14 protein-coding genes are annotated in these 14,769 nt (G+C 49.9%); 2 read left to right on the top strand and 12 right to left on the bottom strand.

The window, feature by feature from the left end:
• Positions 1–13: 13 nt before the first annotated feature.
• Complete coding sequence (locus tag NYR53_RS15195) at positions 14–853, top strand: helix-turn-helix domain-containing protein (RefSeq protein ID WP_261305925.1); 840 nt, start codon at positions 14–16, stop codon at positions 851–853.
• Positions 854–930: 77 nt separating this feature from the next.
• On the opposite strand, the gene recG is transcribed toward NYR53_RS15195, so the two are convergent.
• From recG to NYR53_RS15175, 4 genes are read right to left on the bottom strand one after another with little or no spacing between them, the layout of a single operon-like run.
• The gene (recG, locus tag NYR53_RS15190; protein WP_261305924.1) at positions 931–2,976 is read right to left on the bottom strand and encodes an ATP-dependent DNA helicase RecG; all 2,046 of its coding nucleotides are present in this window, start codon (positions 2,974–2,976) and stop codon (positions 931–933) included.
• Positions 2,977–2,979: 3 nt separating this feature from the next.
• Positions 2,980–3,837 (bottom strand): DegV family protein, encoded by an 858-nt coding sequence (locus NYR53_RS15185; RefSeq protein ID WP_261305923.1) that lies wholly within the window; start codon positions 3,835–3,837, stop codon positions 2,980–2,982.
• Between the two features lie 49 nt (positions 3,838–3,886).
• The gene (locus NYR53_RS15180) at positions 3,887–5,620 is read right to left on the bottom strand and encodes a DAK2 domain-containing protein (protein ID WP_261305922.1); all 1,734 of its coding nucleotides are present in this window, start codon (positions 5,618–5,620) and stop codon (positions 3,887–3,889) included.
• A 29-nt stretch (positions 5,621–5,649) separates the two neighbouring features.
• On the bottom strand, positions 5,650–6,009 hold the full coding sequence (locus NYR53_RS15175) for an Asp23/Gls24 family envelope stress response protein (protein ID WP_029197754.1): 360 nt from the start codon (positions 6,007–6,009) through the stop codon (positions 5,650–5,652).
• A gap of 344 nt (positions 6,010–6,353) precedes the next feature.
• On the opposite strand from NYR53_RS15175, the gene rpmB reads away from it, so the two are divergent.
• Positions 6,354–6,542 (top strand): 50S ribosomal protein L28, encoded by a 189-nt coding sequence (rpmB, locus tag NYR53_RS15170; protein ID WP_261305921.1) that lies wholly within the window; start codon positions 6,354–6,356, stop codon positions 6,540–6,542.
• 100 nt (positions 6,543–6,642) lie between these two features.
• On the opposite strand, the gene spoVM is transcribed toward rpmB, so the two are convergent.
• The 8 genes from spoVM to rsmB all read right to left on the bottom strand — a co-directional run bounded on the left by spoVM (position 6,643) and on the right by rsmB (position 14,767).
• On the bottom strand, positions 6,643–6,723 hold the full coding sequence (gene spoVM, locus NYR53_RS15165; RefSeq protein WP_036634233.1) for a stage V sporulation protein SpoVM: 81 nt from the start codon (positions 6,721–6,723) through the stop codon (positions 6,643–6,645).
• Positions 6,724–7,043: 320 nt separating this feature from the next.
• Positions 7,044–7,289, bottom strand: coding sequence for a hypothetical protein (locus tag NYR53_RS15160; RefSeq protein WP_261305920.1), 246 nt, complete (start codon positions 7,287–7,289; stop codon positions 7,044–7,046).
• Positions 7,290–7,306: 17 nt separating this feature from the next.
• Complete coding sequence (gene rpe, locus NYR53_RS15155) at positions 7,307–7,957, bottom strand: ribulose-phosphate 3-epimerase (RefSeq protein ID WP_261305919.1); 651 nt, start codon at positions 7,955–7,957, stop codon at positions 7,307–7,309.
• Positions 7,958–7,962: 5 nt separating this feature from the next.
• Positions 7,963–8,892, bottom strand: coding sequence for a ribosome small subunit-dependent GTPase A (rsgA, locus tag NYR53_RS15150; RefSeq protein ID WP_261305918.1), 930 nt, complete (start codon positions 8,890–8,892; stop codon positions 7,963–7,965).
• Positions 8,892–11,000 carry a Stk1 family PASTA domain-containing Ser/Thr kinase gene (gene pknB, locus NYR53_RS15145; protein ID WP_261305917.1) on the bottom strand — a complete coding sequence of 703 codons (2,109 nt, stop codon included), beginning with the start codon at positions 10,998–11,000 and terminating at the stop codon, positions 8,892–8,894. Before pknB ends, rsgA begins: the two co-directional genes overlap by 1 nt.
• Positions 10,997–11,761 carry a Stp1/IreP family PP2C-type Ser/Thr phosphatase gene (locus NYR53_RS15140; RefSeq protein WP_261305916.1) on the bottom strand — a complete coding sequence of 255 codons (765 nt, stop codon included), beginning with the start codon at positions 11,759–11,761 and terminating at the stop codon, positions 10,997–10,999. Before NYR53_RS15140 ends, pknB begins: the two co-directional genes overlap by 4 nt.
• A gap of 15 nt (positions 11,762–11,776) precedes the next feature.
• Positions 11,777–12,844: a dual-specificity RNA methyltransferase RlmN gene (gene rlmN, locus NYR53_RS15135; protein WP_261306380.1), complete on the bottom strand. Its 1,068-nt coding sequence runs from the start codon at positions 12,842–12,844 to the stop codon at positions 11,777–11,779.
• A 504-nt stretch (positions 12,845–13,348) separates the two neighbouring features.
• Positions 13,349–14,767, bottom strand: a complete 1,419-nt coding sequence (rsmB, locus tag NYR53_RS15130; protein ID WP_261306379.1) for a 16S rRNA (cytosine(967)-C(5))-methyltransferase RsmB — start codon at positions 14,765–14,767, stop codon at positions 13,349–13,351.
• Positions 14,768–14,769: the final 2 nt, after the last annotated feature.

Below are 14,769 nucleotides of genomic sequence, written 5' to 3'. Positions count from 1 at the left end.
TTCTCAGGTGAACATGATGATGAATACGCAGCAAATTACATTCCTATCGGACCTTTTGCAGAACCTACAGATTCACATTTTGGAAGCCCATCTTACGCAGTGCGCCACCTCGTGGAAGGAGCTTAATTTTACACCAGAGCATAATAAGCTGTATTGGATTCTGGAAGGCGAAGGCTGGGTTAAGGTTGACCATCAAGAGCTTAATCCTATGCCTGGTCAGCTATGTCTGCTTCCTGCCCACGTGCTCCATTCTTACTCCACGATCAGCGATCGTCCTTATTTAAAATATTGGTGCCATTTCACAGCACATATCGGTTCTTTTGATCTCTTTCAATGGCTGGACATACCTTTGTTCATCCAAATTCAGAGCGTCGAGCAGATGACGGCATGGTTTCAGGAGCTTGCCGCCTTGCATCATGAACCGTCGCTAACTTCACGTTTGCGGGAAAAGGCGATCCTGCTGCAAATCATATCCAGCTATTTGGAAGCGGTTCCTGTACAGGTGCTGCAAAAGCGTACGGATGAAATGGACCGGCTCGGCCAATTACGGCAATTCATTGAGCAGAATCTTCATAAGAGCATCACGGTGGAACAGATGGCCAAGTCCGTTCACCTGCACCCCAATTACTTGATCAAATATTTTAAAAAGCACTTTGGCATGCCGCCAGCCAAATACATGCAGCGCAAGCGCATCGACAAGGCCAAATTTCTGCTTACGACCACGTCGCTCAGTATGAAAGAAATTGCCGAGCAAACTGGTTATGAGGATACGAACCATTTCGCGAAAAGCTTCCGCAAAGATACCGGCTTTCCGCCTACGGAATATCGGATGAATGTGCGAGGCAAAGAATAAAAATAGCAAAAAACGCTAGGATTAGCGACTGATTGTTCATCAGTCCATCCTAGCGTTTTGTTTTGTTATACAGCTGGTTAATCCAGCACTTCACTGTCAAAAATATGAGAGCGCTGCAAGTAGGCCCTCAGCGGCATGAAGGAGGCGCCCGTCCAGAAGGACGAGTCACCGACAAGCTCAGCCGCATCATCGCGTGCCTGCTCCATGACTTCAAAGTCCGCCATCATGTCGGCGATCCGGAACTCCGGCAGCCCGCTCTGCTTCGTGCCGAAGAAGTCCCCCGGCCCGCGCAGCTCTAGATCGCGCCGGGCAATCTCGAAGCCGTCGGTCGTTTCGGTCATCGCCTTCATGCGCTCCTTGCCGACCTCGGTCTTCGGGTCGGCGATGAGCACGCAGAAGGACTGGTGCTCGCCGCGGCCAACCCGCCCGCGCAGCTGATGCAGCTGCGACAGGCCGAAGCGGTCGGCGTCGTAGATCACCATCAGCGTGGCGTTCGGCACGTCCACGCCGACCTCGATCACCGTGGTCGATACAAGCGCCTCCACGGTGCCTTCCTTGAAAGCGCGCATGATCGCTTCCTTCTCCTGCGCGCTCATTCGCCCGTGCAGCAGGCCGATCCGCATGTGCGGAAAATGCTGCTGCAGTTGAATGTGGACGTCGATGGCATTCTGCACGTCCAGCTTGTCCGACTCTTCGATAAGCGGACAAATGATATAGGCCTGCCGCCCTGCGGCGACTTCGCGCTGGATGAAGCCGAGCACACGCTCCAGCATCGCGTGCTGAACCGCGTACGTCTTGATCGGCTTCCTCCCCTTCGGCAGCTCACGCAGCGTCGAAACGTCCATGTCGCCGAAGGCCGTAATCGCCAGCGTGCGCGGAATCGGCGTCGCCGTCATCGTCAGCACGTCGGGGTTCATGCCCTTTCGCCGCAGAATGCTGCGCTGGTTGACTCCGAAGCGGTGCTGCTCGTCCGTCACGACCAGACCCAGCTGGCGGAAGTAGACATCTTCTTGGATGAGGGCATGCGTGCCAACCAGCACGTCGATCATGCCCATCTGCAAGGAGGCCAGCAGATCCCGCCGCTGCCGGTCGGTTGAGCTGCCTGTCAGCAGCGCAACCTGCAGCCCGTAGGGCTCGAACAAGCCGCTCAGCGAGCGCATATGCTGCTCAGCCAGAATCTCCGTCGGCACCATCAGCGCGCCTTGGTAGCCGGCCTTCACCGTCGCGTAGAGGCCTATGGCCGCGACGATCGTCTTCCCCGCACCGACATCGCCTTGCAGCAGTCGGTTCATGGCGTATGGCTCCTGCATGTCGTGCAGAATCTCGCCTACGACCTTCTTCTGCGACTCCGTCAGCTGGAAGGGGAGCGCGCGCACGAAGGCGCGGACAGCAGGCAAATCCACCTGCTGTTTCAGCCCGTCCGCGCGGCTGCGCGTCACGGCGCGGTAAGCCTGGAGCTTGAGCTGGAATAGGAACAGCTCCTCATAGACCATACGCCTGCGCGCCTGCGCGCCCTCCTCCACACCGCTTGGCGTGTGGATGACCGCCAGCGCCTTGCTGCGCGGCATAAACCCATACCTGCCGGTAATGCCAGCCGGCAGCACTTCACTGATCATCGCGCTGTACTGCGTCAGCGCCTGTTGTATAACCTTACGCATCCACTTCTGCGTAACAGAGCCTACAACCGAATAGACCGGCTGTATGGTGCCGGTATTGGAATCGCCTTGTCCGGGAAACTCCGAATCGGACACGCTCATTTGCCTGCGCTTGCCATCCCATTTGCCGGTGAGTATAATCTCCTGCTGCGGCCGCAAGCGGTCCTTCAAGAAGTGGCGGTTGAACCATACCGCCGTCAGCAGGAACTCATCGACCATCACCTTGCAGGATAGTCGGGACTTGCCGCTGTAGCGCTGCAGCACCGGCTCTCCGATGATATACCCCTTCACCGTGACGCGGTCGCCGTCCTTCACACTAGCTAAATCACGCACCGTGTAATCCTCATACCGGAACGGCACATATTCCAGTAAATCCATAACCGTAAAAATGCCCATGGAGTTGAGCTCAAGTGCCTTCTGAGCGCCCACTCCATGGACTTCGCGTACTTCGAATTGATTCAAATCCATCTCTTACACCGTACTCACGAACGCTGCGATGGTGCCTGGTCCAGCGTGTGCGCCAATAACAGGCCCCAATGTAATGTAGTCCACATGCTCCACAACAAATTGCTGCATGATGGCCGCGCGCAGCTGTTCTGCACCTTCCAAATTGTTTGCATGAGCAATATGTAAACTGCGGATTGTCTTACCGGGTACATCCGCCGCCAACAGCTCTAAGATTCGCGCAACCGCTTTTTTGTGACCGCGAACCTTATCAATCGCAGCAACTTCGCCCGTTCGATCCAGCGAAAGGATGGGCTTTATGTTTAGCAAAGAACCGAAAAGAGCGGATGCTTTGCCGATTCTTCCACCTTTTTGCAGAAATTCTAGCGTATCTACGAGGAAGTATATGTAAAAGTTCTCTCTCATCGTTCGTACAAGTTCCAAAATCTCATCAACACTTTGCCCCGCCTTAGCTGCTCGGGCAGCAGCTACAGCAAGAGCGCCAATCCCATAGGAAGCCGAGCAGGAATCGAACACATGAACCTTGCCTGACGAGTCCTCCAGCATCGTGGAAGCCAGCAGCGCTGACTGGTATGTTCCGCTCAGCACGGATGCCAAGTGAATCGAGATAACCTCCGTATCGGGCTCTCCCAGCAGTCCCTGATACAAGTCCAGAAACTCCGCAGGAGACGGCTGCGACGTTCGGGGAAAGTGCGGTGACGAGGTCAGCTTCGGATAAAATTCCTCAGACTGCAGCGTCACCGTATCTAAATATTCTTCATCTCCAAAATGAATCTTGAGAGGCACCATCTCGATGTTAAGTTCTTGTCTGAGTGCCAAAGGTATGTCGGCCGTGCTGTCCGTTACGATACGAATGTTTGTCAACAGGGCTCACTCCATTTCACGAATTTACTCAACGGCTAATGGTATTCTTTTACTCAACGGAAAACAGGTACGCATACAAAGGCTGTCCACCAGGATGAAGCTCAATTTCTATTTCGGGATAAGCCGATTGAATGAACGCCTCCAGCTCCTCCGTCTCTGCATCGACCGAATCTTCTCCGGTGAGGATAGTGACAATTTCGCTGCTTTCTTCAATCATTTCCTCCAGCAGCTTCTTGCAAGCATCCAGAAGACTCGGCTGTGAAGATACAATACGCCCATCTTGAATGCCAATAAAATGGCCCTGTTTGATGTCAATGCCGTCCATGTTCGTATCGCGCACAGCGTAAGTAACTTGGCCCGATTTTACACGTCGAAGTGATTCACTCATAGCTTCCGTATTTGTTTTGGCATCCGCTTTCTCTTGGAACGCCAGAATGGCTGCAAGACCCTGCGGAATCGATTTGGACGGGATCACAATCAGCGTTTTGTTGTCTACCAGCCCAGCAGCTTGCTGCGCAGCCAAAATAATGTTGGAATTGTTGGGCAGCACATAAATCGTGTCTGCCTCAATGCTGTTAACCGCATTCACAATATCCTCGGTGCTCGGGTTCATCGTTTGTCCACCGGACAGAACGACATCAACGCCTACACTAGACAAAATATCGGTAATACCATCACCTAGAGCAACCGCAACGAAACCATACGGCTTGCTTGTCGTTACAGCTGTGGCCGCGGTAGAAACAGGAGTTTCATACCCTTCGGTCATATCTTCCAATATATGTGAATGCTGATCGCGCATATTTTCAATTTTGATACGGCTCAAAGCACCGTAATTCATCGCTTGGTTCATCACTTCCCCCGGGTATTCCGCGTGAATATGAACCTTCACCAACTCGTCATCGGCTACAACCAGTAGCGAATCCCCCAACTTGCTCAGTTGATCACGGAACGTGCCTTCATCGAAAACAAACCCTTTGACCTTGCCTGGAGCAATCGTCAGCATAAATTCTGTGCAGTATCCGAATTCGATGTCTTCCGTGGCCAAATGTGCCTGTGCGGGAAGATGTGCGTGCACTTCCTTCGCTAGGTTCATGCCAGGAACGAGTGAAACCGCACCAAGTGTTGTATCCATCGAAGCATAGTCATCGTTCACTTGAACCAGACCGCCGCTTAACGCCGTAACAAAGCCTTCATAGACACATACAAGCCCTTGTCCACCTGCATCTACCACACCGACCTGTTTGAGCACAGCAAGCTGCTCAGGCGTTCTAGCGAGGGCTTCCTTCGCTTTACCCAGAACCTCCTGCATGAGATCAAGCAGATCGCTTCCACGTCGATACTGTGTGGCATGCTTAGCGGCTTCTTTCGATACCGTCAAAATCGTTCCTTCCACCGGCTTCACAACAGCTTTGTAAGCTGTCTCTACACCTTGCTGCAGAGCGCCCGCGAATTGCTGTACATTTACATGCTCAAGATCATGCACATGCTTCGCGAATCCGCGAAACAGCTGTGACAGAATAACCCCTGAGTTGCCTCTCGCGCCCATCAGTAACCCTTTGGACAATGCATCAGCTGCTTTCCCAATATGGGAGGATGGCTTCTTTTTAAGTTCCTCACAACCCGCAGTGAGTGTCAAATTCATGTTGGTGCCGGTATCTCCGTCGGGTACAGGAAAAACGTTCAATCCATTAACCTTATCTACATTTCTGCGAAGGTTTTCCGCACCCGCCAAGACCATGGCAGTGAAGTCATTTCCATTTATTGAAATAAAGCGCTTACTCAAAGTGATTCCCCTTCCTGGTTATCGGGCTTTTACTTGGCTACACGAACGCCTTGAACAAAAATGTTCACATCGTCTACATGCAGCCCTACAACGTCGTTCAAAATATATTTGACTTTCGTTTGGACATTACCTGCGACTACGGATATTTTCGTTCCATAGCTGACAATAATATAAAGATCAATTTCGAGTCGCCCGTTTTCACGACGAACTTCGACACCGCGGCTTAAATTGTCCCGGCCTAGCAGTTCAGCTATCCCGTCTTTCAGTTGCTTTCTCGTTGCCATGCCAACAAGTCCATAACAATCTAACGCAGCGGATCCCGCCAGTGTTGAAATCACTTCATTGGTAATAAACACTTTTCCGTACTCAGTTGTGAGTTCAATTGGCATTATCTAACAACTCCTTCAAGTTTCGCTTTAGCAAGACTAACTTTGTAAGCATTCCCTATCCTGCTTTGCTTTAGCAAATTCGACATTATAAGTCAACTACTATGTACTTGGAATGTGGGTTAATCTTCATTGTACTATAACATACTGAATAAATAAACGGCAAAAGTGCAGGTAATTCGTTGACTAGGCTCCTTTTGCTATGCTATTATATTTAAGTGTGTTTTTGCTGGTTATATCATGAATCGCAACAAACCTAACAATGTCGAAAATTATGGAAAGCTGTCATGTCAAGCTTAGGCTTGCCACCCAGGCTGCTTTGTATACTGCCCAAGGAGGTGTCAAACATGTCCCGCAAATGTTTCATTACAGGTAAAAGTCCTAAAACAGGAAATCACGTGTCCCACGCTAACAATAAAAACAAGCGTACTTGGGGAGTAAACGTTCAAAAGGTTCGCATCCTCGTCGATGGTAAACCAAAACGGGTTTACGTAAGTACTCGTGCGTTGAAATCCGGAAAAGTGGCTCGCGTTTAATTTGCAGCCGCGCATACTTACACTTTCTATGTGAAAGACAAAAAGCACCTTATCGGTGCTTTTTTTGCATTTCTGGGGAATGGAGTAAGTATGTGTTAGCCTAGTTTTTACTAAACGTATTAAGTACGGCTTTCACGAATCCACCCAAAAATCTTGGTAGTTTGATTGTGTAGAACTTCATTCTCTACCCCTCCTTAGAGTTTTGTCAGCAAACTGACTACATAAGCATCAGCTTAAAGTTTTCGCCTGAAAACGGATTTCATAAGCATTAGCTTATCCTTTGCGTCAGAGAACTGACTTCGTGAGCATTGGCTTAGAGTTTTCGGAGAAAACTTATGTCGTAAGCTTCACTGGCTGCATGATTGCTCCTTAGCATCGTTACAACAGTATATGCCCCGATCGTGAAAAAGTACCTTCTATTTTACTTTCTCCCATCAATTCGCTTCCAGAAAACAAAAAAAGCTACAAGAGTAGTTCGCTCTTGTAACTATATGTATGCGGCTAAGGGGCAGTTATACCCAGCTGCGTGTAAAGCGCATAAATTAAACTGAAAATAAAATAGAGGAGAACAGAAATAACGATAAACCAAATACGAAACCCAATTTGCTCAAACCGGCGAAAGAATCGCATCCCTACATACAGGGCGCCAAGCGAGAATATATACTTCGTGACATCGTGCATATTTGAAAAACACGCCAGTAGGACTGCGCAAAGCAGACTGTACATCAATAACCAGAGAAATCTCATCGTCCTTCGTTCCCCCTCTACCCGCGTATCCGCTTGATAGCCTCCGCACGATCAGACTGCCCGAACACAGCATTTCCGGCAACCAACACATCGGCTCCAGCTTCCACCACCTGGCGTGCCGTCACCTCGTTAATACCGCCGTCCACTTCAATATGAAGCCCGTTCAATCCCTTAGCATTCGCTTGCTCACGCAAGGCGCGAATTTTGCTCAGCATGCCAGGAATGAAAGCCTGTCCGCCGAATCCAGGATTGACCGTCATAATAAGCACAAGATCCAATTGTTCATCGAGTACATGCTCAATTAGCGAAATAGGGGTCGCAGGATTGAGAACAACCCCCGCTTTGACTCCGCTCTGCTTAATAAGATGAAGGGTCCGATGCAGATGCGTACAAGCCTCCACATGGACGGATATCAAATCGGCACCCGCTTTGACAAAATCAGGGATATAGCGATCTGGCTGCTCAATCATCAAATGAACATCAAGCGGCAGCTTGGTCACTGGGCGTATCGCTTCAACAACAAGTGGACCAATTGTGATATTGGGCACGAAATGGCCGTCCATGACATCCACATGGATCCAGTCGGCTCCGCCAAGCTCCGCATTCTTAATCTCTTCCCCAAGCTTAGCGAAGTTGGCTGATAAAATAGAAGGTGCTACGTGTACCATCCGTCCTAATACCTCCTCTTCCGATCCTTGATTTCAGTTAAAAACAACAAGTAATGATCATAACGAGAAGCTGCAATCGTTCCCTCTGCTACCGCATCACGAACCTTGCAATCCGGCTCATGCAGATGCAAACAGCCTCTAAACCTGCAGCCCTCCGCTATCGCGGCAAACTCCTTAAAACAGCTGCTAAGACCCTCCGCTTCGACTTCCATAAAGTCTAACTGGCTGAATCCCGGCGTATCGGCTACAAGGCCACCATTCGTGAGCGGCATCAGCTCAACATGACGTGTTGTATGCTTTCCTCTGCCTAATCGCTGAGAAATGGCATTCGTCTCTAGATTAAGTCCACTAATCATCGCGTTAAGCAGAGAAGACTTGCCCACACCAGATTGTCCAGCAAAAACACTGACGGCTCCGTCCAAATGATGCAAAATCGCATCCACGCCTTCTTGCAGCTTAGAACTCGTCTTCACTACCGTATAACCAATTCCCTCATAGAGCTTCGTAATCCGTTCCAGCTCGGCAACTGTCATATCTTTGGGAACGGAAGACTCATCATCTTCGGTCAATAAATCACTTTTTGTGAAACATAACAAAACATCAATGCCCGTATTTTCAATATGGACCAGAAATTTATCTAACAACTGTAAATTGAGAACAGGCTCTGTCACCGAAAAAACGAGCACAACCACGTTTACATTGGCGATTGGAGGTCGGATGAGCTCCGAAGTGCGGGGAAGGATTTCTGTAACGGTCCCTTCCCCATTCTCCGTTTCCGCATACATAACGCGATCTCCAACAAGGGGGGTTATGTTTCTGTTTTTGAAAACGCCTCTTCCGCGGCAGGTAACCGTCTTGGCTTCACGAAGATCCGACTCCTCGGGCAGCACATAGTAATAGCCGCTCAGCGCTTTTACAATATATCCTTGCGGCATTAAGGTGTGCCTCCAGCAGGTGGTTTAGCAACAGCGCCGCCTGTTTGCCCATTTCCAGTGCCGCCAACCGGAATAGCCGGTCCATTGCTTTGCTGTTTAGGTGAAGGCGATGGTGACGTGGAAGGGCTAGGCGATACTGTCTTTCCATTTTTTTGATCTAAGTAGTCTTGATAGGTGCGAGTAATGGAGTTGACCAAGTTATCTCCTTCTTTAATCAAGATGACAGCTTTCTTATCTGGAGAAACAATGACTTTGACATCCATGTTCTGAGGCTTCGTTACTTTTTCTGTTTTGTATTCGAAGTTCTCATACTGGGCATCACTTACGACAATTTTAAACTCGGAATCTTTGCCCTCCGTCGTTGGCTTCACAGCAATACTTACCGTCAGCTGTCCCGCATCTTCCGGCAATCCGTCACTAATGATCAAAGAAATCTCAGAGCCAACGGATACATCCTGGTTTTTTTCAAAAGGAAACTGTTTGACAACCTTCCCTTTGGCCACTTTGTAGCTTTTCTCACGGGTAATGCCATTCACAGGGAGCTTAAGATTCAGCTTTGTGAGTTGGGCCTTGGCATCTGCTTCTGTCATTCCGACGAGATCCGGCATTTTGAACGTTTCCTTAGCTTTGCTTACGGTAAAAGCAATGACCGCTTTGTCAAGATCAAACTCTTCGCCAGCCAGAGGGGCTTGCTTCAAAATGATATCTGGCGTACCATCTGTCGTCTCTTGTGTAATCGTAATCTGATCATCCTTGATGCCGAGGGCTTGCAGCTTCAGCTTAACATCCTTATATGGTTGCCCTGCATAATTATCCATCTTGATTTTGGGCGTACCCTGACTAACATACAGTGTCACTTTGGTCCCCACATTCATTCTCATCCCCGTAGGATCTTGGCGAATGACAATGTCTTTAGCCAGCTTGCTGTCCTTATCATATTCGACCGTGGAGCCCAGTTTAACTGCCGTTAATTCCGCTTGAGCTTGAATCAACGGTTTGCCTGCCACATTGGGAACCTCCACCGTTTCAATCGCGAACATCCCTTTCACATACCCGACCATATACCACATAGCGCCGAGAACCATTAACAAAACGACAATCCAAATGAGCGGCTTAATCCACCCTTTCCCTTTGGAAGGAGCTGGATCTTCCCGCAAGGCAGGTTTTTCAGGCTCATCATCATCCTCGAACTGTCCAAGTTGGTCTGCGCGAATCGCAGGCATCACTAAGGTACGCTCTTCGTCCATCCCATCCGCATCCCAGAAAACGACCTTCGCTTCATTCCGGCGATCTGGATTCAAACAGGTATCGAGATCCGCCATCATTAGCTTCGCAGACTGGTAGCGTTCTTCAGGCTTTTTGCGCATAGCTTTCAAAATAATGTTTTCCACGCTTTGCGGAATGAGAGGGTTCACCTTGCGCGGATCTTCCACATCTTCCTGCAAATGCTTCAAAGCTACAGAAATCGGGCTCTCACCGAGAAAAGGCAGCCGGGCTGTCAGCATTTGATACATCACGATACCTAGAGAATACAAATCGGATTTCTCCCCTGTATTCGTCCCTTTGGCATGTTCCGGTGAGAAATAGTGCACAGAACCGACAACCGATCCGGTTTGTGTGATAGTGGAAGACGTAGCAGCACGCGCGATACCGAAATCCGTCACTTTAACACGGCCATTTTTGCCGATCAAAATATTGTGCGGTTTGATATCCCGATGAATGATTTCATTATGATGGGCGTGATCGAGGGCATCTGCAATCTGACTCGCGTAGTGAACCGCATCTTCGACCTGCAGCGGTGCTCTCTCTTTGATTAAATCATTCAAAGTGGTGCCTTCTATGTATTCCATCACAATATAATGCACGTCTTCTTCTTGTCCAACGTCATAAATACTGACGACATTAGGATGAGAAAGTGAAGCGGCTGCTTGAGCTTCTCTACGGAAACGACGAATGAATTCTTCATCGTGCACATACTGCTGGCGCAGTACTTTCACAGCCACTTTACGATTTAATAATAGATCATGCCCTTTGTAGACTAAAGCCATGCCGCCTCCGCCAATGCGATCTAAGATTTCATAGCGGCCTCCAAGCTTTCTACCGATCAATTCCCATCACCCCTTTTTTCGTCCGAATCATGATCGTGCGCAAGTAAAACGACCGTTACGTTATCGTCTCCACCTTCATCAAGCGCGCTTTGAATCAACTTTTCCGCCGCATCTTCCATACGTTCATGTGAATTGACGATTCTTAAAATGGCGCTGGAATCCACCAACCCGCTCAAACCGTCCGTACAGATCAGAACGATATCACCCGGACGCCACGCGTACTCATAGAGATCCACCTCTACGCCCGGCTCTGTGCCTAGCGCACGAGTAATCCAGTTGCGTCTAGGGTGATGATCGGCCTCTTCGATGGTAATCTGCCCGTTCTTCACGAGCTCATACACCAAAGAATGATCTTCCGTTAGTTGTGTGATCGATTCACCGGCGATCTTGTAAGCGCGACTGTCACCGATATGTCCAATAATTAGAAGCTCTTGCGAAGCAATAATGGCAACAACCGTCGTTCCCATACCATGATAACTTTCTTGCCCTGAGGCGAATTCATAAATTTTCTCATTCGCCTTTTCAATGGCTTCCTTCAGCACTTGCTTACAAGCTTCAACAGACATTCCCCAATGGATCGATTGCAGCTCGTCTGCAATCATTTCGATGGCCATTTGGCTGGCAATATCACCAGCTTGATGTCCTCCCATGCCATCAGCCACAATAGCCAAAGATAAGCCATTGAGATCATGATGGATGGCAGCTCGGTCCTCATTCACTAAACGGACTTTGCCAATATCGGTACGGCTTACCATCTTCATCCGGATTTCACCTCATTACTTGTTCTCCATATGCTTCGCGCGCAGTTGTCCGCAGGCAGCAGCAATGTCACTACCTTGTTCACGACGTATGGTGGCATTAATTTTGCCCTTCTCAAGAATACGTTGGAAGGTGAAAATATCATCCCTAGGCGTACGTTTGAAATCCCGTTCGGCCACGAAATTCACAGGAATCAGGTTCACGTGGCTAAGCGGCATATCCTTCAGCACTTGCGCTAGTTCCTCAGCATGTTCAGGCTGGTCATTCACTTCCCCCATAAGGGCATATTCAAACGTAATGCGTCTGCCGGTTTTGGCAATGTAATACTTGCAAGCTTCAATTAAATCTACGAATGGGAATCTACGATTGACCGGCATTAGCTTGGATCTGAGCGTATCATTCGGCGCATGAATTGAAATCGCCAAATTCACTTGCAAATTCTCATCCGCAAACTTATAAATGTTCGGCACAATACCACTCGTCGAAACCGTGATATGGCGCTGTCCGATGTTCAATCCCTTCGGATGAATCATGACGCGCAGGAAATTCATAGTCGCTTCATAGTTTTCAAACGGCTCGCCGATCCCCATGATCACGATGGAAGAAATTCGTTCCTGCGTCTCATCCAGCAATTTCTGCGCCTTAACGACTTGAGCTACAATCTCACCTGGTCTCAAATCCCGCTTCAAACCGCCCAACGTCGATGCACAAAACGTACAACCTACACGACACCCTACCTGCGTTGTTACGCAAATACTGTTACCGTAGTTGTGCTTCATGACAACTGTTTCAATGGCGTTCTTGTCTTCCAATTCAAACAAAAATTTGACTGTACCGTCCTGCGACTGATACTTGGCAATTTCGGAAAGCGTAACGAACTCAAACTGATCTTTCAGTTTGTCACGCAGCGACTTCGGCAAGTTCGACATCTCATCGAAGCTGAATACCCGCTTAATATAAAGCCAATCGAAAATTTGCCCGGCACGAAAAGAGGACTCGCCGTTCTCTTTCACCCAGCTTTGCCATTCGTCCCAATTCAAATCATATACAAACGGTTTATCTTTCTCATAAGGCTTATTTCCCACATTTATCACAACCTGTTGTTATTTGTCCTGATTTTTTGCTAATCGTATGTTATTTTATCACAAAGCGAGAACGAACACACGTCCCCGTGGCTAGCCGCTGCGAACGATAGGCATTTTACCTGACCGAGTACCCTTATAGAGAGGCCATATGGGATCAGAATTTACTTAATTGACGTGTACCGCCTATGCAAATCGACTTCGACCGAAAGTTCAAGAGAAACCACCACCGTGAAGCCATTTACGCTCTCTATCAAACCATTGAACTCGACCACCCGAACATTAGCTGCATAAAGTGCAGTTAAATCGAACGCCAACGCCTATTTTTAGGCAATTAACTGTAAAAAGTGCAGTTGATTTAGACGAAATCAGCTTAATTTCCCCGATTAGGTCATTTTTGCTGTACAACATGCAGTTTGTCCCCTTCGATGCCCCGTTTTTCTTAATTTTACTGTAGTAAATACAGTTAAATTAAGAAAAACCGATGCGCAGTCTGCGGCCAACACGCTATGCACGTTTGCGCAGCCGTGCAATGAAGAAACCGTCGGAATGGAACTGCTGCGGCAGGATTTGCACCATACCAGCTGCGGCTGCGGCAGGGTCAATGCTTGCGAACACATCCGCCGGCAGTGGCGCTAGCTCAAACTCGCTATGCTCAGCGAGGAAGCGCTCAACCATGCCCGCGTTCTCCGCGTGCTCAATCGTGCACGTGCTGTAGACCAGCACGCCGCCCGGCTTGAGCAGCCTATGCACTTTGCTCAGAATAGCACGCTGCAGCTCGCTAATCGCGTCAATCTCCGCCTCCTGCTTCGCCCACTTGAGGTCGGGCTTGCGGCGAATGACCCCAAGGCCCGAGCAAGGCGCATCGAGCAGGATGCGGTCAAATGACTCCGCCGCAAAATGTTCGTCCAGCTTCGCAGCATCCATCACCAGCGTCTGAATGGACGACAGTCCCAGACGCTCCGCTTGATCTGCGATCAGCTTCTGCTTGTGCTCGTGCAGATCACAAGCCCAGATCTTGCCCACATCGTCCATCTTCTCGGCGATGTGCGCGGTCTTGCCGCCAGGGGCGGCGCAGCAGTCCAGCACCGTCATGCCTGGACGCGGATCCAGAGCTTCGGCGACGAGCATCGAGCTCTCGTCTTGAATCGAGAAGTCCCCCTGCTGGAAGCCGGGGACTAACGCCATGTTCCCGGCTCCCTGCACAAGGATGCCGGCCGGGGCCAGCTCTGACGCTTCCGCGCTGAGGCCGCTGCCTTGGAGCTGCTCCAGCAGCTCCAAGCGACTGCGGCGCCTCGCGTTCGCGCGAATGCTGACGTGCGGCGGCTCATTGTTCGCCGCACAGATCTGTTCCGTCAGCTCGGCACCCAGCTGACGAATCCACCGGCGCACGAGCCATTCCGGATGGGAATGGCTCAGCGCGATGCGCTTCACGTCGCCGAGCGCAGCCGGCAGCGTGAGCTCCTCTTTGCTGCGGATGACTGCGCGCAGCACGCCGTTGACCATGCCCGAGATGCCTTGATGGCCTCGGCGCTTCGCGATATTGACCGCTTCGCTCACGACCGCATGGTCGGGAATGCGGTCCAAATAATGCAGCTGGTAGAAGCTCAGCCGCAGCAAGCATCTCACCCAGGGTTCGAGCTTCGCGAGCCCTTTGCTAACGAAACGCTCCAAGAAGAAATCGATCGTATTTTTCCGTCCGATGGTCCCATAAACAAGCTCCGTCGCCAGTCCCGCATCCGCCCGCTCCAGAGCATGCTTTTGCAATATCTGGTTTAGCAGCAAATTGCTGTACGATTGATTTTCTTCAACCCGAATCAACACATCGAGCGCCGCATCACGGGCAGAATGCTTAACAGCGCTGCTCTTCGCAGCGCCTGAGGATGATTTTGGAGCAGAGGGCTTGCCGGCCCCCTGCGGTTTCATAA

This window comes from Paenibacillus andongensis (assembly GCF_025369935.1).
Taxonomy (GTDB): Bacteria; Bacillota; Bacilli; order Paenibacillales; family NBRC-103111; genus Paenibacillus_E; species Paenibacillus_E andongensis.
The sequence above is the reverse complement of the archived record's forward strand: the minus strand, read 5'-3'. Positions and strand labels throughout refer to the sequence as shown.